Annotated in this window: 15 protein-coding genes and 1 tRNA gene; 10 read left to right on the top strand and 6 right to left on the bottom strand. The window is 69.2% G+C overall.

Annotated elements, in window-relative coordinates:
• Window positions 1-47: 47 nt before the first annotated feature.
• A complete protein-coding gene (locus BM396_RS13395) occupies window positions 48-479 on the bottom strand; it encodes a helix-turn-helix domain-containing protein (protein ID WP_043353136.1) in 432 nt (143 codons plus the stop codon).
• Window positions 480-1,039: 560 nt separating this feature from the next.
• On the opposite strand from BM396_RS13395, the gene BM396_RS32775 reads away from it, so the two are divergent.
• Window positions 1,040-1,186 (top strand): hypothetical protein, encoded by a 147-nt coding sequence (locus BM396_RS32775; RefSeq protein WP_158713268.1) that lies wholly within the window; start codon window positions 1,040-1,042, stop codon window positions 1,184-1,186.
• Between the two features lie 516 nt (window positions 1,187-1,702).
• Here BM396_RS32775 and BM396_RS13390 read toward each other — a convergent pair.
• Window positions 1,703-1,779: transfer RNA gene (locus tag BM396_RS13390), tRNA-Pro, on the bottom strand.
• A 152-nt stretch (window positions 1,780-1,931) separates the two neighbouring features.
• On the opposite strand from BM396_RS13390, the gene BM396_RS13385 reads away from it, so the two are divergent.
• The 9 genes from BM396_RS13385 (at window position 1,932) to BM396_RS13345 (ending at window position 12,631) form a co-directional block, all read left to right on the top strand.
• Entirely contained in the window at window positions 1,932-3,212 is a 1,281-nt protein-coding gene (locus tag BM396_RS13385) for a glycosyltransferase family 4 protein (protein WP_043353138.1), read from the top strand.
• Between the two features lie 138 nt (window positions 3,213-3,350).
• Window positions 3,351-3,671, top strand: a complete 321-nt coding sequence (locus tag BM396_RS13380) for a rhodanese-like domain-containing protein (RefSeq protein ID WP_043380592.1) — start codon at window positions 3,351-3,353, stop codon at window positions 3,669-3,671.
• Between the two features lie 145 nt (window positions 3,672-3,816).
• A complete protein-coding gene (locus BM396_RS13375; RefSeq protein WP_043380594.1) occupies window positions 3,817-4,971 on the top strand; it encodes an efflux RND transporter periplasmic adaptor subunit in 1,155 nt (384 codons plus the stop codon).
• Window positions 4,972-5,078: 107 nt separating this feature from the next.
• Window positions 5,079-8,276, top strand: coding sequence for an efflux RND transporter permease subunit (locus BM396_RS13370; protein ID WP_043380596.1), 3,198 nt, complete (start codon window positions 5,079-5,081; stop codon window positions 8,274-8,276).
• A 106-nt stretch (window positions 8,277-8,382) separates the two neighbouring features.
• Window positions 8,383-8,901, top strand: a complete 519-nt coding sequence (locus BM396_RS13365) for a hypothetical protein (RefSeq protein WP_043380599.1) — start codon at window positions 8,383-8,385, stop codon at window positions 8,899-8,901.
• A 74-nt stretch (window positions 8,902-8,975) separates the two neighbouring features.
• Complete coding sequence (locus BM396_RS13360; protein ID WP_043353151.1) at window positions 8,976-9,755, top strand: lysophospholipid acyltransferase family protein; 780 nt, start codon at window positions 8,976-8,978, stop codon at window positions 9,753-9,755.
• 132 nt (window positions 9,756-9,887) lie between these two features.
• Window positions 9,888-10,334 (top strand): hypothetical protein, encoded by a 447-nt coding sequence (locus tag BM396_RS13355; RefSeq protein ID WP_043380600.1) that lies wholly within the window; start codon window positions 9,888-9,890, stop codon window positions 10,332-10,334.
• Window positions 10,335-10,471: 137 nt separating this feature from the next.
• Complete coding sequence (locus BM396_RS13350; RefSeq protein WP_043380603.1) at window positions 10,472-11,578, top strand: DUF2125 domain-containing protein; 1,107 nt, start codon at window positions 10,472-10,474, stop codon at window positions 11,576-11,578.
• A gap of 393 nt (window positions 11,579-11,971) precedes the next feature.
• Window positions 11,972-12,631, top strand: coding sequence for a phosphoribosylanthranilate isomerase (locus BM396_RS13345; protein ID WP_043380605.1), 660 nt, complete (start codon window positions 11,972-11,974; stop codon window positions 12,629-12,631).
• Window positions 12,632-12,664: 33 nt separating this feature from the next.
• On the opposite strand, the gene BM396_RS13340 is transcribed toward BM396_RS13345, so the two are convergent.
• The 4 genes from BM396_RS13340 to rpsA form a co-directional block, all read right to left on the bottom strand.
• On the bottom strand, window positions 12,665-13,033 hold the full coding sequence (locus BM396_RS13340; protein ID WP_043351022.1) for a LapA family protein: 369 nt from the start codon (window positions 13,031-13,033) through the stop codon (window positions 12,665-12,667).
• Window positions 13,034-13,051: 18 nt separating this feature from the next.
• Entirely contained in the window at window positions 13,052-13,363 is a 312-nt protein-coding gene (locus BM396_RS13335; protein ID WP_043351019.1) for an integration host factor subunit beta, read from the bottom strand.
• Between the two features lie 50 nt (window positions 13,364-13,413).
• Window positions 13,414-14,376, bottom strand: coding sequence for a signal peptide peptidase SppA (gene sppA, locus BM396_RS13330; RefSeq protein WP_043351016.1), 963 nt, complete (start codon window positions 14,374-14,376; stop codon window positions 13,414-13,416).
• A 343-nt stretch (window positions 14,377-14,719) separates the two neighbouring features.
• Window positions 14,720-16,432, bottom strand: a complete 1,713-nt coding sequence (gene rpsA, locus BM396_RS13325; protein ID WP_043351014.1) for a 30S ribosomal protein S1 — start codon at window positions 16,430-16,432, stop codon at window positions 14,720-14,722.
• Window positions 16,433-16,800: the final 368 nt, after the last annotated feature.

The following is a 16,800-nucleotide window of genomic DNA, read 5'->3' as shown; positions in this document are numbered from 1 at the left end:
GCGATCGTCCGGACGTTTCGCCGGTTCGGGGTGTTGGACCGGCGCCCTCACTCCCGGGCCGCAGCTTCCGCGCGCTGCGCACTCGCGCGGCTCTCCTGAAGGGCGGCGGCCGCCTTGACGATCGACAGAATGCCGCTGCGGGTCGTCTCGTCGGGGATGCTGGTGAAGGCCAGGACCAGTTCGAGCACCTTCGGATCATCGAACAGGGCCGCAGGTCCGGCCTTATCCCGTCCGCTCTCCTGCAGATCGGCGAAGAAGGTATCCACCGGCACCTTCAGCAGGTCGGCGATGGCCTGGAGACGGCCGGCACCGATGCGGTTGCGGCCCTTCTCGTACTTCTGAACCTGCTGGAAGCTGACGCCGATCGCTTGGCCGAGATTCGTCTGGCTCAGCCCCTGCGCCACCCGGAGCGCCGCGATGCGTCCGCCGATCGTGCGGTCGGCGTCGGTGGCGGATTTGGGCTTCGGGGAGGATGACATGGATGAGAGCTTTCGGCGTGGTGGATTGATCGCGAGTTAACTCGCCGTGGCGGCGAAAAACACAACCGAGAAATGCTTAGTGCACCAACAAGTTGCGCGTGCCAAGTCTGCGTGGGACGCATACCTTGGCCATTGGCCGGGCGCGGCTGGGCCATTCGTCGCGCGCACGCCGCGTTGTCGGCTCCAATGAATAGCGGTTTAGATCAGCCTCGAAACGCTATCGACCGAGACTCTGAGTCTATTCGGGCGACGATTTAGCGGAAATCGGAAGCGATGAAGAGTACTGAGGTGTTGAATTGCGTAGGACCGGGCTGATCAGGCGCGGAAACTGCCGGCGACGTAGCCGGGATGGTGCCGACCGTGCCGTCTCAGGACTTTAATGGTGCGGCAGGAGGATCATGAGCCCGCTGAAGCCGCGCTCAAGGACCGTGCCGGTGTCGGGATTTTCCCTATGTGGCGGGGTGAACACTTTAAATTTGAGATAAAGAAATCTATGAAATGATGTATTCATTGACCGACCCCAGCGGTAGGTTCGCCGTCCATTCACAGCGCCCGCGTCGATGACCGACTCTCTGACCACCCTCTCGGAGACTGCCGATTCCGTCCTGCGGGCCGATGCGATGGCCGAGACCTCGGCCCTGCGCGCCCATATCCGGCGAATCCTGCGAAAACTCGCTGCGGCCAAGTCGACGCGGCGGATCGGCTGAGTGCGTCCCGGGTGCCCGCCTGGGCGCCGGCGCGTGCGCCCTGCGACCCTCTGCCTCAACCCTGCAGGCGGGGCGCGGAGGCTGACCGGAGCGGGGATGTCGCGTCGCGACCCTCACGGCTCGCGTCCCGTTGAATCCGGGCCGCCCAACCCGTGACGAGGGTTCGGTCGTGCGGCCCGGCGGTCACCGGGATAAACAATCCTCGGTTGAGCAGATGTTTAAGCGTCCGTTTACCCTGCGGCTCGAGAGTTCCGAACTCAGTCGGAGCTTAATGAGCAGCCATGCTTGATGTCGCCTTCTGGTGGTGCGTAGCCGTGGCGATGACCGGATCGGTCGGCTTGGTCGGCATTGCCCTCGTCGCCGGACGCACGGTCCGATCGCAGCCGCGCGGCGTTCCGCTCTCCCGGAGCGAGCCGCTCGTCCTGCGTCACTTCGGTCGGGCTTGATGGAGGGAGCCTGCGGGCACGGCGGCCGCTACAGAAGGTCCGCGACCGGCTGAGCGTCGCAGAAGAAAAATGGTCGGAGTGGCCGGACTTGAACCGACGACCCCCTGTCCCCCAGACAGGTGCGCTACCGGGCTGCGCTACACTCCGACGCCGCTTAGGCTCGCGGCTCTTAGCCTCCGCGCAGCGCCCGCGCAACCCCTTCCGGCATCCGGGTTCCGCGCCGCGAGGCCGGCAGATGCTGGCACTTGCGGATCAGGACCGCTACGGGGAGCCCCCGCCCCGACGATTGCCAGAGGATCATGACGGACCGACCGATCGCCTTCGATCTCACGCGCCTCGTCACGCGCCTGCGTCACGCCAGCCCGTCCGGGATCGACCGCGTCGACCTCGCCTACGCCCGCGCCTTCCTCGGCTCGGCCGAGACAGGTGTCGGCGTCGTCTCCACAGCCGTCGGACCGCGCATTCTCGATCGCGCGCAGGCTCTGGAGATCGTCGAGGCGGTGGCGGCCGGCTGGGTCGAGGACCGGGACGCCGCCTCGGACCCGGTCTATCGGCGGCTCGCCGCCCTCTGCGGGGATCCGGCCGCGGGACCGGCAGCCCTCTCGGAGACGCCGGCCAACACCGCCGACCGGCGGCGGATCCAGGCGCGGAAGACGCTCGACATCGCCCTGCGCGGCCGGTCGGTCGCCACGCTGCCCCGGGATGCGCTCTACCTCCACACGTCGCATCTGCGCCTCGACGATCCGCGGCGGTTCGACTGGCTCTACACGCGGCGGGACGTGCGGGCCGCCTTCTTCGTCCACGATCTGATCCCGATCACCCATCCCGAATACGGCCGGTCCGGCGAGGCCGACCGCCACCGGGCGCGCCTGCGCACGATCGGCCGGCACGCCGCCGCGATCCTGGTGAATTCGGAGGATACCGGCCGGCGCACCCTCGCGCATCTCGCCGCCGAGGGGTTCGGCCGGCCGCCGGTGGCCGTGGGCCATCTCGGGGTCGAGCCCGCCTTCGGGCGCACGGGACCGCGGTTCAGGCCGGACCGGCCGACCTTCCTGGTCTGCGGCACCATCGAATCGCGCAAGAACCACCTGCTGCTGTTCCAGATCTGGCGGCACTTGGCCGAGCGGCACGGGGCTGCCACACCCCGGCTCATCGTCGTCGGGCGCCGGGGCTGGGAGGCCGAGAGCGCGATCGACATGCTCGAACGCTGCCCTGGCGTGCAGGCCCATGTCATCGAGGCGTCGGGATTGTCCACGCACGGGCTGGCCGCGCTGATGCGCAGCTGCACGGGATTGCTGATGCCGTCCTTCACGGAGGGCTACGGCATCCCCGTGGTCGAGGCCGCGGCTTCGGGTCTGCCGGTCATCGCCTCCGACATCCCCGTCCATCGGGAGATCGCCGACGGGTTCGCCCTGTTCCGCGACCCTCTGGACGGGCCGGGCTGGATCGAAGCGATCGAGGCGCTTGCGCAGCCCGCCGCGTCCCTGCGCGCCGAACTGGCGGGACGTCTGGACGGATATCGACCGCCGGACTGGCCCGCGCATTTCGCCGCCGTGACCCCCACCCTGGCCATGCTCTGACCGAGCCGTTCCGGTCCGATGTCCGGTCGCGCCGCCTGCGCGCCCGGCCGCACAAGTTGCGCCGCTCGGGTCTGACGAATAAGGAAAAGCGTCAGTCAACCAGCCTGGCCGAGAGCGGGCGGAACGGAGATCCTGCCGATGCGGGTGGTCGACCTCGATCGCGATACGGTCAAGCGCGGGCTCAGCGACGGCTCGATGCTGATCATCGATGTGCGTGAGCCGCACGAATTCGAGGCCGGGCACATCCCCGGTTCCGTCTCGCATCCCCTCTCCAGCTTCGATCCGCAGGCGGTGGCGGATCTCGTGGCCGCCGATGGTCGGCGCGCGGTCTTCTCGTGCGGCTCGGGCGTCCGCTCGATCCACGCGCTGATGGCCGTGCAGAATGCCGGACTCGATCTCGCCGAACACTACAAAGGCGGGTTCAAGGACTGGTACAGCGCAGGTGAGACGATCGCCTGACCTGCGGATTCAATCCGGTACACGAGACCGTGATGTGCGCTCGCGCACAAGCAACAGCGTGGCGCGCGGGTTAGGCCGCACCCGCGGCGGAACAATCGTCAAGCTCGGCGCGACCGCACGGTCAGCCAACGGACAGCAGGACCCGATGCGCAGCCGGCTTCCCAGCCTTCTCACCCTCTTGTCAGCCCTCGTCGCGGGTCTCGCGGCAGGTCCCCTCACCCCAGCGGCCCGCGCCCAGGCGCCGGGCGGGCCGCCGCCGAAGGTCACCGTGGCCAAGCCCGTGGTGCGCCAGATCGTCGAGCAGGACCAGTATACTGGTCGCTTCGACGCGATCGATTACGTCGAGGTCCGGGCCCGCGTCACCGGATATCTCGAGAAGATCAACTTCGTCGACGGCCAGACGGTGAAGAAGGGGGATGTGCTGTTCGTCATCGACCGGCGCCCCTACAAGGCGGCCCTGGAGCAGGCCCAGGCCGCGCTGGCCTCGGCCAAGGCGCGCCAGTCCTTCTCGCAGACGGATCTCGAGCGCGCGCAGACCCTGTCCCGCAGCGGCAACATCTCCGAACAGGTGACCGACCAGCGCCGGCAGGCCTCCCAGACGGCCCAGGCCGACGTCGACAGCGCGCAGGCCGCCCTCAACAACGCCCAGCTGAACTACGATTTCAGCGAGGTGAAGGCGCCCATCAACGGCCGCATCAGCCGGCGCCTCGTGACCGAGGGCAACATCGTCAGCGCCGACCAGACGATGCTGACCACGATCGTCTCGCTCGATCCGATTTATTTCAGCTACACGGTCGATGAGAAGGCGTTCCTCAAGTACCAGAACAGCCTCGGCATCGGGATGGGCCAGACCCAGCAGGGCAAGGGCGTGCCGATCCTGATCTCGCTGTCCGGCGAGGCGAAGCCGACCCGCAAGGGCACCCTCGACTTCGTCGACAACCGCGTCGACAACGCCACCGGCACGATCCTGCTGCGCGCCACCGTCCCGAACGCGGACCTGTTCATCAAGCCCGGCCTGTTCGGCATCGTCGCGATGCCGGCGACGAAGCCCTTCCAGGGCGTGCTGGTCCCCGACGAGGCGGTTGCCGCCAACCAGGACAAGCGCATCGTCTACGTGGTGGGGCCCGAGAACGTCATCCAGCAGAAGGATGTCGTACTGGGACCGAAGGTCGACGGCTACCGGGTGATCCAGTCGGGGCTGAAGGGCGACGAGACCATCGTGGTCAACGGCCTCGCCCGGGTCCGGCCGGGGGCGAAGGTCACGCCCGAGACCGTCGAGTTGCCGCCGAGCAAGACTTGAGCCCGCGCGGCTCGTCACGAATGCCTTCGTGCGCGCCCCAGGGTGCGCCCCGCACCGACGACGCAGGGCCCCGTCCGGGAGACCGGCGGGCCTCAGAGGTTTGACCGATGCGTTTCGCCCATTTCTTCGTCGACAGGCCGATCTTCGCGTCCGTCACGTCGATCGTGTTCCTGATCCTCGGCTTCGTGGCCTACGAGAGCCTCCCGGTCTCGCAGTATCCCGAGATCGTGCCGCCGACCGTGACGGTGCGCGCCTCCTATCCGGGCGCCAATGCCGAGACCGTGGCCGCCACGATCGCGACGCCGATCGAGCAGGAGGTCAACGGCGTCGACAACATGCTCTACATGACGTCGTTGTCGACCAACGACGGCAACATGCTGCTGACCGTGACCTTCAAGGTCGGCACCAACCTCGATATCGCCAACGTGCTGGTGCAGAACCGGCTCTCGGTGGCGCAGCCACGCCTGCCGCCGGACGTGCGCAACCTCGGCGTCACGGTGCGCAAGGCCTCCCCCGACCTGATGCTGGTCGTGCACCTGCTCTCGCCGAACAAGACCTACGACCAGAACTACCTCGCCAACTACATCTACCTGAACATCCGCGACGAGCTGCTGCGCCTCGACGGCGTCGGCGACATCACGATCTTCGGCGGTAACGAGTATGCCGAGCGCATCTGGGTCGATCCCAACAAGCTCGCCGCCTACGGCCTGTCGGTCACCGACGTCACCACGGCCCTGCAGGAACAGAACGTCCAGGTGGCGGCCGGCCAACTCAACGGTCCGCCCGCGGCCAAGAGCGAGGCGTTCCAGCTCGTCGTTCAGTCGCAGGCGCGGTTCAAGACGCCCGAGCAGTTCGCCGAGGTGATCATCAAGGCGCAGGACGGGCGCCTCGTCCGGGTGAAGGACATCGCCCGCGTCGAGATGGGCCAGAAGGACTACACGACCAACTCGTTCCTCAACGACACGCCCGCGGTGGGCATCGGCGCCTTCCAGCGGCCGGGCACGAACGCGCTGGACGCGGCGGCGTCGGTCAAGAAGGTGATGGAGGAGGTCAAGAAGAAATTCCCGCCGGACGTCGAGTACCGCATCGCCTACAACCCGACGGAGTTCATCGAGGAATCGATCCACGAGGTCTACAAGACCCTGTTCGAGGCCGTCGGCCTCGTCGTCATCGTGGTGCTGGTCTTCCTCCAGAGCTGGCGCACCGCGCTGATTCCGGTGATCGCGATTCCCGTGTCGCTGATCGGCACCTTCGCGGCGATGGCGGCCTTCGGCTTCTCGCTGAACAACCTGACCCTGTTCGGGCTGGTTCTCGCCATCGGCATCGTGGTCGACGACGCCATCGTGGTGGTGGAGAACGTCGAGCGCAACATGGCCGAGGGCCTGTCGCCGGGGGACGCCGCCCACAAGACCATGGACGAGGTCGGCGGCGCGGTCATCGCCATCGCGCTGGTGCTCGCCGCGGTGTTCGTGCCCACGGCGTTCATCCCGGGCATCTCGGGCCAGTTCTACAAGCAGTTCGCGCTGACCATCGCGGCCTCGACGCTGATCTCGGCCTTCAACTCGCTGACCCTGTCGCCGGCGCTCTGCAAGCTGCTGCTGGTCCCGCATCATGCGCGCAAGGAGCCCAAGTTCTTCCTGACGCGGTTCGTGAACTGGCTGGCGAACGGCTTCAACCGCGCCTTCGACGCGACGTCGAACGCCTACGGCCGGACGATCCGCGTCCTGACCGGCGGCATCGTCGGCCTGGGCGTGATGCTGCTGGTCTACGCAGCCGTGATCGCCGGGACGCTCCATCTGGCGCAGACGACGCCCACGGGCTTCATCCCGGACCAGGACCAGGGTTACCTGATCGGCGTCGTCCAGCTCCCGTCCGGCTCGTCCCTCGACCGCACCACGGAGGTGTGTCTGCGCGCCGCCAAGCAGGCCCGGACCGTCGACGGCGTGGCCAACGCGGTGATCATCGCGGGCTTCGACGGCGCGACCTTCACCAACACGACCAATGCCGGCGTGATGTTCCTGACCCTCAAGGGGGCGAAGGAGCGCGCGGAGGTTGGTCGAAGCGCGGCCGTCATCACCGGAGACGTGCTGAAGGCCACCTCGGACATCCAGGAGGCGCGGGTCATCGTGATCCCGCCGCCGCCCGTCCGCGGCCTCGGCAACGGCGGCGGCTTCAAGATGCAGATCGAGAGCCGCCAGTCGTCGGATATCGGCCCGCTCATGGCCGCGGCCGGCGAGGTGATCGCTCAGGCCAACCAGAGCGCGGACGTGCAGCGCGTCTTCACGACCTTCGACAACTCGACGCCGCAGCTGTTCCTCGACATCGACCGCACCATCGCCCGGATGCTGAACGTGCCGCTGGCGAACGTGTTCTCGTCGGTCCAGGCGGATCTCGGCGGCACCTACGTCAACGACTTCAACACGCTGGGCCGCATCTATCAGGTGCGCCTGCAGGGCGACGCGGCGTTCCGCACCTCGGTGCAGGACATCTCGCAGATCAAGGTGCGCTCCTCCACCGGCGCGCTGGTGCCCATGGGCACCCTCGCCTCGGTGCGGGACGTGACCGGTCCGCAAATCGTGCAGCGGTTCAACCTCTACTACTCGGTCCCGGTCCAGGGCGTGGCCAAGCCGGGCGTCTCGACTGGTCAGGCGCTGACCGCCATGGAGGAGATCGCCAAGAAGGCTTTGCCCGACGGCTACTCCTACGACTGGACCGAGATCGCCTACCAGCAGAAGGCCGCGAGCGGCACCGCGGGCGCGGTCTTCGCCCTCGGCGTGCTGCTGGTCTTCCTCGTCCTCGCCGCGCAGTACGAATCCTGGGCGCTGCCGCTGGCGATCCTGCTGGTGGTGCCGACCGGGGTGCTGGCGGCGCTCGCGGGCGTGCAGTTCCGCGGCCAGGACAACAACATCCTGACCCAGATCGGCCTGATCGTGCTCATCGGCCTCGCGGCGAAGAACGCGATCCTCATCGTCGAGTTCGCCCACGACATCGAGCAGCGGGAGCATCGCGGCCCGGTCGAGGCGGCGGTGGAAGCCTGCCGCCTGCGGCTGCGCCCGATCCTGATGACCGCCTTCGCGTTCATCCTGGGCACCCTGCCGCTGGTGATCGCCACCGGCCCCGGCGCCGAGATGCGTCAGGCGCTCGGCACGGCGGTGTTCTTCGGGATGATCGGCGCGACCTTCTTCGGCCTGTTCCTCACGCCGGTCTTCTACGTGGTGATCCGCCACTTCTCGCTCTGGATCGGGCGGTTCCGGAAGAAGCACACCCACGGTGATTCCGGCGGCGCCGCGCCCGCGCACGGCTGACGGGCACACTCTCGGCTGCCGTATCCTGGAAGCCGCGCCGGATCCGCGAGGATCGGGCGCGGCTTTCGCGCGACGGGCAGGCGCGCCCGGTGTAGAGGCTGGCGCCATGCACGCCCTCGGTCGCCTCATTCTCGGGGCCTTCGCCCTCCTGCTCGCTGTTCCGGGAGGCTTCGCGGTTCTCGTCCTGGCACTGCTCGTCGATCCGGCCGCGCAGGCCTGGCTGAGCGGCGGGGCGCTCGCCGGCCTCGACATGGCCCTGTCGGACCTCTCGGCCGGGCTCCCGCCGGAGGGGCTCGCCCTGTTCGTCGCCGGCCTCGCCAAGGCGCTGTTCGTGCTGCTGTTCGTGCCCCCGGCCCTGATCGGTCTCGGCGGGGAGATCCTCGGATGTCGCGGCTTCTTGTGGTACGGCGCCGGCTGCGGCCTGCTCACCGCCGCCCTCCCCTGGCTGACGCGCGGCGCGCTCCGGTCCGGCGGGGCAACCCGGGATGTCGCCCTCCTCGCCGGCGAGGTGCGCCTGACGCTGATCCTGTTCGTGGTCGGCGCGAGTGCGGGCTTGGTCTATTGGCTGGTCGCGGGGCGCGGCGCCGGGCGCATCCGCGAGGCCGACCTCTCCGAGGATGCCTGACGGCTCCCGGCGACGTCGCCCTTGGCCGCGGACACGCGGGCGCGCTACAGGAGGCCGCTACGACACGGTATCCGATGCTCGCCCTGCGCTCCCTCGCCTTCAACATCTGCTTCTACGCCGTCACGGCGGTCCTGGCGGTCGCCGGCCTGCCCATGCTGGTCTCCGGCCGGTCGGTTCTGCGGCTGGCCCGCGCCTGGGGGCGGATCACCCTGTGGCTGCTGCGCGTCGTCGCCGGAACGCGGGTCGAGTTCCGTGGGCTGGAGAACATCCCGACGGGTCCCCTGCTGGTGGCGGCCAAGCACCAGTCGGCCCTTGAGACCCTGGCCCTCTGCACAGTGCTGCCGAACTTCGCCTACGTCCTGAAGAAGGAGCTGCTGCTGATCCCCCTGATCGGCTGGTATCTGTCGCGCAGCGGCATGGTGGCGATCGACCGGTCCAAGGGCACCCGGGCCATGAGCCTGATGAATGCCGCGGCCGGCGCGGCGATTCAGGACGGGCGCCAGCTCATCATCTTTCCCGAGGGCACCCGCCGGCCGGTCGGCGCGCCGCCCGCCTACAAGCAGGGGCTCTCGCATCTCTACACCGCCCTGAAGGTCCCCTGCCTGCCCGTCGCGCTGAACACCGGCCTGTTCTGGTCGCGCAACAGCCTCGTGCGCCGGCCGGGCACGGCGGTGATCGAATTCCTGCCGCCCATCCCGCCCGGCCTGCCCCGCCAGGAGTTCCAGGCTCTGGTCCAGGACCGGCTCGAGACGGCCTCGAACGCCCTCGTCGACGGGGGCCTCGCAGGCTGCGCGGCAGACGGCCACGCCGTACCGGCGGACGAGGCACCGGCCGTGGCCGCGCCGCGCCGCTGAGCCCGGCGCAACCGCCGCGTTCCGTCCCGAGGGGCGCTGAGCCAGCTTGTGGATAACGGGCATCGTCGCCACATCTGCCCTTGGGAACGTCGCGCTTGACGCCTGTGGATATCGCGCGTTAGGTTGGAACAAATGGCGAACAGAAGAGCCCTGTCCTGGTCGGCCGCGCTCCGCGACCTGAAGGACGATCGCACCCGGAGGCAGGACGTGCGTGAAGAACGCCTCAAGACGACCGCAGGTCTGCGCGGCTCGCCCGCGCTTCCCCTTTCGGCCTGGCGCGGCCGTTCCGGCCGCCGCTACGTGGTCGGGGTTCATCCGGCCGGGGGCTTCGACCTCGACGAGATGGCCCAGGCCGTGGTGATCGCCGTCCGCCGGGACAATGCGGGCATCGCCGAAATGGTCTCGGTGGCCAGCTCCAGCGAGAGTCCGCGCGATCATCTGCGGCGGACTTGGCTCGACCGTGTCCGCCGCCGGGGCGCCACCGAAATGCACGTGCATCGCCTGGCCGAGAACGACGTCGAGCGGGTGGCGATCGTCGAGGATCTGCAGGTCGACACCGTCGAGCCGGCGCAGGTCTGACCGGAAACGCGACGCGCGCGGACGGATCACGTCCGCAGCGGTCGACCCGGGCCGGCTCTGCCCCAGTTTCGCCCCTTGCATGGCCTCAAGGCGAGGCCGCGATGTCCCTGCGGGGATCGGGTCGGGGAGCGGAGCGCATGGTGCAGGATCGGACGCGGCCGGAGGGTGCCGACCAGACAGCCCCGGTGGGGCGCGCGCGGCGATCCCGGCTCGGGCTGTTCCTGCCCTACATTCTCCTCGCCCTCGTGGTGGCGGGCTGGTCGGCCGGCTGGCTGTGGATGCGTGAGCGCGCGGCCGCCGAGATCGACGGCTGGATCGCCCGGGAGGCGTCGGCCGGGCGCACCTGGACCTGTGCGGACCGCTCGCTCGGCGGCTACCCGTTCCGGCTCGAGCTGCGCTGCAGCGCCGTCACGCTCGACCGTGCCGACGGACGCTTCCGGCTGGGACCGAGCACCGCGGTGGCGCAGATCTATCAGCCGCGCCTCGTCGTGTTCGAGAGCGCCGGTCCGTTCCATGTCGAGCAGGGCGCGCTGACCGGAGACGCGTCCTGGTCCGCGCTCCAGGGCAGTTTCCACGGCGCCGCGGATGGCTTCACCCGCGCCTCTCTGGTCGTCGACAATCCCGATGTCACCGTGAAGGGGGCAGAGCCCGGTCTGATCGCGGTTGCGGGCCGGCACCTCGAACTGCACGCCCGGCCGAGCCCCGGCCGTTTCGATTCCGACGGTGCGGTGGATCTCAGCCTGCGCCTGAATCAGGCGGCGGTGCCTCAACTCGATGCCCTCACCGGAACACGGGATCCGGTCGATCTGGCCCTTGATGCGAGCCTGACGCAGGCCACCGTGTTGCGGACCGGGACGGTGGCGCGCGAGCTGGAGCGCTGGCGCCAAGCCGGCGGCAACCTGGACCTGACGGCCCTGTCGTTGGCCAAGGGCGCACAGCGCGTTCAGGCGAAGGGCACCCTCGCCCTCGATGCCGCGCACCGCCCGGCGGGCCAGATCGACCTGCGGGCGGCCGGCGTCGACGCGCTGGTCGGCAGCATCGTCGGCCAGCGCTTCGGCTCGGATCGGGGCGCGCTGGTCGGCCAGCTGGTCGGCGGCCTGCTGGGGCTGGCCCAGCGTCCGAACCCGGACGCGCCGGCCGACGCGACACCCCTCAAGGCGCTCCCACCCCTGCGGCTCGTCGACGGGAAGGTGGTCTTCAGCGGATTTCCGATCCCCAACGTCTTCGTGCCGGCGCTGTATTAGGCGGCTCTCGGTCTGAGGGGGGCTCTGAAACGCCCGGACAGGCGCGTCTTCGGCGCAAGACGATGCAACGCGCCTTGCCGCCTATCCGGGCTCATGGCCGCGCGCATCGGACACCCTGGCTCACCATCGATGTCCTGCGCCGTCAGGCCGGGGCGTTGCCGGCGAGACCGGAATGGAAAGGCGCTCGTGGTGCAGGATCTCGTGGTGCAGGATCTCGCGGCCTCGGCGCGTCGGGATCCCGGGCGGCGCTGCGGGGCTACGGGATGATCGCGCAGCGCGACGGCACGTGTCGCCCTGCGCGCGATGCCTGGTTCGTCGGCGTGGGGGCGGATTAGAGCAACGGGCCTGTCGCACGGGCCTGCTCGGCGACGCTGGATCGGCTATAGGAGGCCCATGGCCTCATCCGCGTCCCCGACCCGTATCAAGATCTGCGGGCTCAGCACCGAAGCGACTCTCACCGCCGCTCTGGACGCCGGGGCGGACTGGATCGGGCTCGTCCACTTCCCGCGCAGTCCCCGGCACGTGGCGCTGGAGCAAGCTGCCGCCCTGTCGGCCCTCGCCCGCGGGCGGGCCGAGCGGGTGATCCTGCTGGTCGATCCGGACGACGCTTTGCTCGCCGCGGCCGTCGCGGCGGTGGATCCGGATCTCATCCAGCTCCATGGGCGCGAGAGCCCGGAGCGCGTCGCGGCGATCCGCGCCCGTACTGGCCGGCCGGTGATGAAGGCCCTCGGCATCGCCACGTCCGCGGATCTCGCCGTCCTGCCGGCCTATGCCGCGGTCGCCGACCGGATCCTGCTGGATGCCAAGGCGCCGCCGGATGCGGCCCTGCCGGGCGGCAACGGCCGGTGCTTCGACTGGGAGATCCTGCGCGGCGCCACGCTTCCGGAGGGCACCATGCTGTCGGGCGGCCTCGATGCCGGCAACGTCGCCGATGCCATCGCCCGCACGGCACTGGGCGCCGTCGATGTCTCGTCCGGGGTCGAGACGGCGCCGGGGGTGAAGGATCCGGCGAAGATCGCGGCCTTCGTGGCGGCTGCGCGGCGGGCGCGCTGAGGTTTCCGCCTCAGCGCCGCGAACGGGAACCGCTCAGCGCGGCGCGGGCAGCGCGGTTCGGCCCGTATTCGGGACCGTATAGGTGCCCGCGGTCTCGCTCTCGGGCGCATAGGTGCGCAGCCGGGTCGCCTCGCGCTCGTACCGGACGGCCTCGCGGCGATGGTAGCGCGCCCGGGCGCGGGTCTTGCCCTGGCCGAGCCACGTGAAGATGCCGCCGACCACGATGCCGAGGGCCACGGCGCCGAACAGGATCGCGTAGAGCGGAAGAGCGACGCTGAAGACCGGCGCGTCGGCGTTGAACGGATCGAAGGAGAGCTGCACCGGCGCGCGGTTGGCCACCGCCAGCAGGATCACCAAGGCGGCGATCGGCAGCAGCACGAGGCTCTTCAGGAAACGGATCATCGCGCTCACAGGTCCTTCCTACTCGGCGGCCGAGGCATTCTCGCCGATCCCGGCGGCGTTGAGGCGCTGGCGCATCTCCTTGCCGGTCTTGAACACGGGGATTGCCTTCTCGGACACGGCAACGGCGGCACCCGTGCGCGGGTTGCGTCCCCGACGCGCCTCCCGGCGCTTCACCGAGAAGGCCCCGAAGCCGCGCAGTTCCACCCGGTCGCCGCGGGCCAGCGCATCGGAAATGGTGTCGAGGATCGCGTTGACCAGGATCTCCACGTCACGCTGGTAGAGATGCGGGTTCTGCTCGGCGATCCTGAGGACGAGCTCCGACTTGATCATGGCGTGGAATCTTCTCGCGGGATCGGGGCGGGCTGCGCGGTGGCGGTGGTTCAGGGTTCCGGACGCCAGAGGGCAAGCATCCCACCCCGGGCGGCCTGTGCCTCGGCCCCCACGGACCGAAGGCGCGCCGCGAGGCCGTCCAGGCCCAGGAGGTCGGCGCCGATGCCGGCCGCGGACCACAGGGTGAACCGGCTCTCCGTCGCGGGCTTCCAATCCTTGATCGGCAGGTTCGTCTGGACGCCGCGGGCACTCTCCAGCCACGCCACCGCCTGACGCTCGCCGCCGAGCTCGTCGACCAGCTTCAGCGGGATACTCTGGCGACCGCTGAACACCCGGCCGTCGGACACGGCGCCGAGTTGCGCCGGATCCATGCCCCGGCGCTCCGCGACGAGGCCCTTGAACCACGCATAGGTGTCGCCGACGACGGAGGCCAGGGCGGCGCGCGCCTCCGGCGAGGTCGGTGTGAAGCCCGACGGCTCGGCCTTGAGCGGCGACGACTTCACGGACTCGACCTTGACGCCGACCTTGTCCAAGAGCCCCGAGAAATCGGGATACTGGAACAGCACGCCGATCGATCCGACCAGGCTGGTCTCACGCGCGACGATGTGATCGGCCGCGATGGCCGTGATGTAGGCCCCGGACGCGGCCGTGCCGTCCACGAAGGCGACGATCGGCTTCTTGGCGGCGAGCGTCCGGAGGTTGCGGAAGATCTCCTCCGACCCCGTGGTCGTACCGCCGGGCGAGTTGATCGAGACGATCACGCCCTTCACCGCATCCGAGTCCCCCACCCGCTTCATCAGCTTGGCGGTGGCCTCGCTCCCGGCGATGAAGCCGGAGACGGAGATGCGGGCGATCTGCGGCTGCACCGCGAACGCGCCTTCGACGCCCGTCCGCGCCCGATAGCCCAGGGCACCGACCGCCACGATGAGGCCGCCGACGCCGAGCACGCGCCAGAGGGACAACCTGCGACGCAGGCGCCGCCGGTCAATCAGCAGTTCGGCATCGGCTGCCATGCTGTCGCTTCCCCTAAAGCCCCCCGGCCGGCCCCCTCGACGGGATGCGGGCGCATCGCGCTCGCGCCGGGCAAGTCCTTGGTTTCCTTCGGCTCGCTCGGTCCGCGCCGGGCGAGGCCGGTGTTCTAGAGCATTTTCCGCAGGCGTGGATACGGGGCGCGCGAAGAAAATGACCGGGTGGCCCGTCCCTGTCGTTCCGGACGGGGCGACCCCGCCGGCGCTCCGCCATCGTCAACCTTGAATTGCTGGGCGCAAAAAAGAACCCGCGCAGGACGTCGGTCCTGCGCGGGTGTCGAAGCCGGGGATCCGCCGCCCGGACGGGCCGGGCGGCGGGGTCGGCGTCTTACTCGTCGTCGGAGCGCTTCTTGTTGAAGGCGGCGCCGAGGATGTCGCCGAGCGAGGCGCCCGAATCGGCGGAGCCGAACTGGGCCATGGCCTCCTTCTCCTCGGCGACCTCGAGGGCCTTGATCGAGACCTGCACGCGGCGGGCCTTCCGGTCGAACTGGACGACGCGGGCGTCGAACTTCTCGCCGGCGGCGAAGCGCTCGGGACGCTGGTCGCCGCGGTCGCGGGCCAGCTCGGCGCGGCGGATGAAGGTCTGCATGTCGGTGTCGACGATCTTCACCTCGACGCCGGCATCCTTCACCTCGACGACCTCGCAGGTGACGATCTGGCCCTTCTTGATCTCGCCGGCCTCGGCGAAGGGGTCACCGCCGAGCTGCTTCACGCCCAGGGAGATCCGCTCCTTCTCGACGTCGACGTCGAGAACCTGGGCGCGGACCATGTCGCCCTTCTTGAACTCTTCGATGACCTGCTCGCCGGGACGGTTCCAGTCGAGATCCGACAGATGGACCATGCCGTCGACGTCGCCCTCGAGGCCGATGAAGAGGCCGAACTCGGTCTTGTTCTTGACCTCGCCCTCGACCTCGGAACCGACCGGGTGCTTCTCGGCGAAGGCCTCCCAGGGGTTCTGCAGGGTCTGCTTGAGGCCCAAGCTGATGCGGCGCTTGACCGGATCGACCTCCAGGATCTGCACCTCGACCTCCTGGGAGGTGGAGACGATCTTGCCCGGATGGACGTTCTTCTTGGTCCAGCTCATCTCGGAGACGTGGATCAGGCCCTCGATCCCCGGCTCCAGCTCCACGAAGGCGCCGTAGTCGGTGATGTTGGTCACGCGGCCCTTGAGCTTGGCGCCCTCCGGGTAGCGGGCGGCGATGCCCTCCCACGGATCGGCGAGGAGCTGCTTGATGCCGAGCGAGATGCGGTGCGTCTCGTGGTTGATCTTGATGATCTTGACCTTGACCGTCTGGCCGATGGTCACGACCTCGGACGGATGGTTCACGCGGCGCCACGCCATGTCGGTGACGTGCAGCAGGCCGTCGATCCCGCCGAGATCGACGAAGGCGCCGTACTCGGTGATGTTCTTGACGACGCCGTCGATGACCTGACCTTCCTCAAGGTTGGCCACCAGCTCCGAGCGCTGCTCGGCGCGGCTCTCCTCGAGGACGGTCCGGCGCGACACGACGATGTTGCCGCGGCGGCGATCCATCTTGAGGATCTGGAACGGCTGCGGGGTGCCCAGCAGCGGGGTAACGTCGCGGACCGGGCGGATGTCGACCTGCGAGCGCGGCAGGAACGCCACGGCGCCGTCGAGGTCGACGGTGTAGCCGCCCTTGACCTGGTTGAAGATCGTGCCGGTGACGCGGTCGTTGTTCTCGAACGACTTCTCGAGCTTGACCCAGCTCTCCTCGCGGCGGGCCTTGTCGCGCGAGATGACGGCTTCGCCCAGCGCGTTCTCGATCCGGTCGACGTAGACCTCGACCTCGTCGCCGACCTTCAGCTCGCCCTCGCGGCCGGGACCGGTGAATTCCTTCAGCGCGACACGGCCTTCCGTCTTGGCGCCGATGTCGATGACGGCCACGTCCTTCTCGATCGCGACGACGCGACCCTTGACGACGGAGCCTTCGGTGATCTCGTGTTCGAGGAAGCTCTCCTCGAGGAGGGCTGCGAAATCCTCGCGGCTCGGGCCACGCCCCAGAGCGGTACCTGCGGTCATTCTGTCTCCTGAACGGCCTCCATCGGAGGCCCGTTGCGTCGGCGGCTCGCGTTGCAGGCGCCCCCGTTCGCCGCGGCCTTCCCGGAGTCTTTCGGGAGAGGCGGCCGGTCCCGCGGGACCCGGCTTGCCGACGCGTCGATACGGATGACGAGGGCGGTCCAGCCGGAAACCTGGCGGGCGCACCGGAAAGACGGGCGCGCGAGAGGGGATCCGGGAGGACGCGGGTCCCTTACAACATCGGCCTTGCGACTTCAACCGATTAGGGTTTTAGCCTCGCCGGGCGTCGGATGGCCGCGGCGCAGGTGCGGTCTTGCGTGCGGTCTTGCGTGCGGTCTTGCCGCCGGCTGCGGATGTGGCAAGTCTGTCTG

This window comes from Methylobacterium sp. UNCCL125, from assembly GCF_900116795.1.
Taxonomy (GTDB): Bacteria; Pseudomonadota; Alphaproteobacteria; order Rhizobiales; family Beijerinckiaceae; genus Methylobacterium; species Methylobacterium fujisawaense.
This window is presented reverse-complemented; position numbering and strand designations above follow the sequence as displayed.

Coding starts and splice junctions, on each gene's coding strand:
- BM396_RS13395 (WP_043353136.1), bottom strand. CDS start 479: ATGTCATCCTCCCCGAAGCCCAAATCCGCCACCGACGCCGACCGCACG.
- BM396_RS32775 (WP_158713268.1), top strand. CDS start 1,040: ATGACCGACTCTCTGACCACCCTCTCGGAGACTGCCGATTCCGTCCTG.
- BM396_RS13385 (WP_043353138.1), top strand. CDS start 1,932: ATGACGGACCGACCGATCGCCTTCGATCTCACGCGCCTCGTCACGCGC.
- BM396_RS13380 (WP_043380592.1), top strand. CDS start 3,351: ATGCGGGTGGTCGACCTCGATCGCGATACGGTCAAGCGCGGGCTCAGC.
- BM396_RS13375 (WP_043380594.1), top strand. CDS start 3,817: ATGCGCAGCCGGCTTCCCAGCCTTCTCACCCTCTTGTCAGCCCTCGTC.
- BM396_RS13370 (WP_043380596.1), top strand. CDS start 5,079: ATGCGTTTCGCCCATTTCTTCGTCGACAGGCCGATCTTCGCGTCCGTC.
- BM396_RS13365 (WP_043380599.1), top strand. CDS start 8,383: ATGCACGCCCTCGGTCGCCTCATTCTCGGGGCCTTCGCCCTCCTGCTC.
- BM396_RS13360 (WP_043353151.1), top strand. CDS start 8,976: ATGCTCGCCCTGCGCTCCCTCGCCTTCAACATCTGCTTCTACGCCGTC.
- BM396_RS13355 (WP_043380600.1), top strand. CDS start 9,888: ATGGCGAACAGAAGAGCCCTGTCCTGGTCGGCCGCGCTCCGCGACCTG.
- BM396_RS13350 (WP_043380603.1), top strand. CDS start 10,472: ATGGTGCAGGATCGGACGCGGCCGGAGGGTGCCGACCAGACAGCCCCG.
- BM396_RS13345 (WP_043380605.1), top strand. CDS start 11,972: ATGGCCTCATCCGCGTCCCCGACCCGTATCAAGATCTGCGGGCTCAGC.
- BM396_RS13340 (WP_043351022.1), bottom strand. CDS start 13,033: ATGATCCGTTTCCTGAAGAGCCTCGTGCTGCTGCCGATCGCCGCCTTG.
- BM396_RS13335 (WP_043351019.1), bottom strand. CDS start 13,363: ATGATCAAGTCGGAGCTCGTCCTCAGGATCGCCGAGCAGAACCCGCAT.
- sppA (WP_043351016.1), bottom strand. CDS start 14,376: ATGGCAGCCGATGCCGAACTGCTGATTGACCGGCGGCGCCTGCGTCGC.
- rpsA (WP_043351014.1), bottom strand. CDS start 16,432: ATGACCGCAGGTACCGCTCTGGGGCGTGGCCCGAGCCGCGAGGATTTC.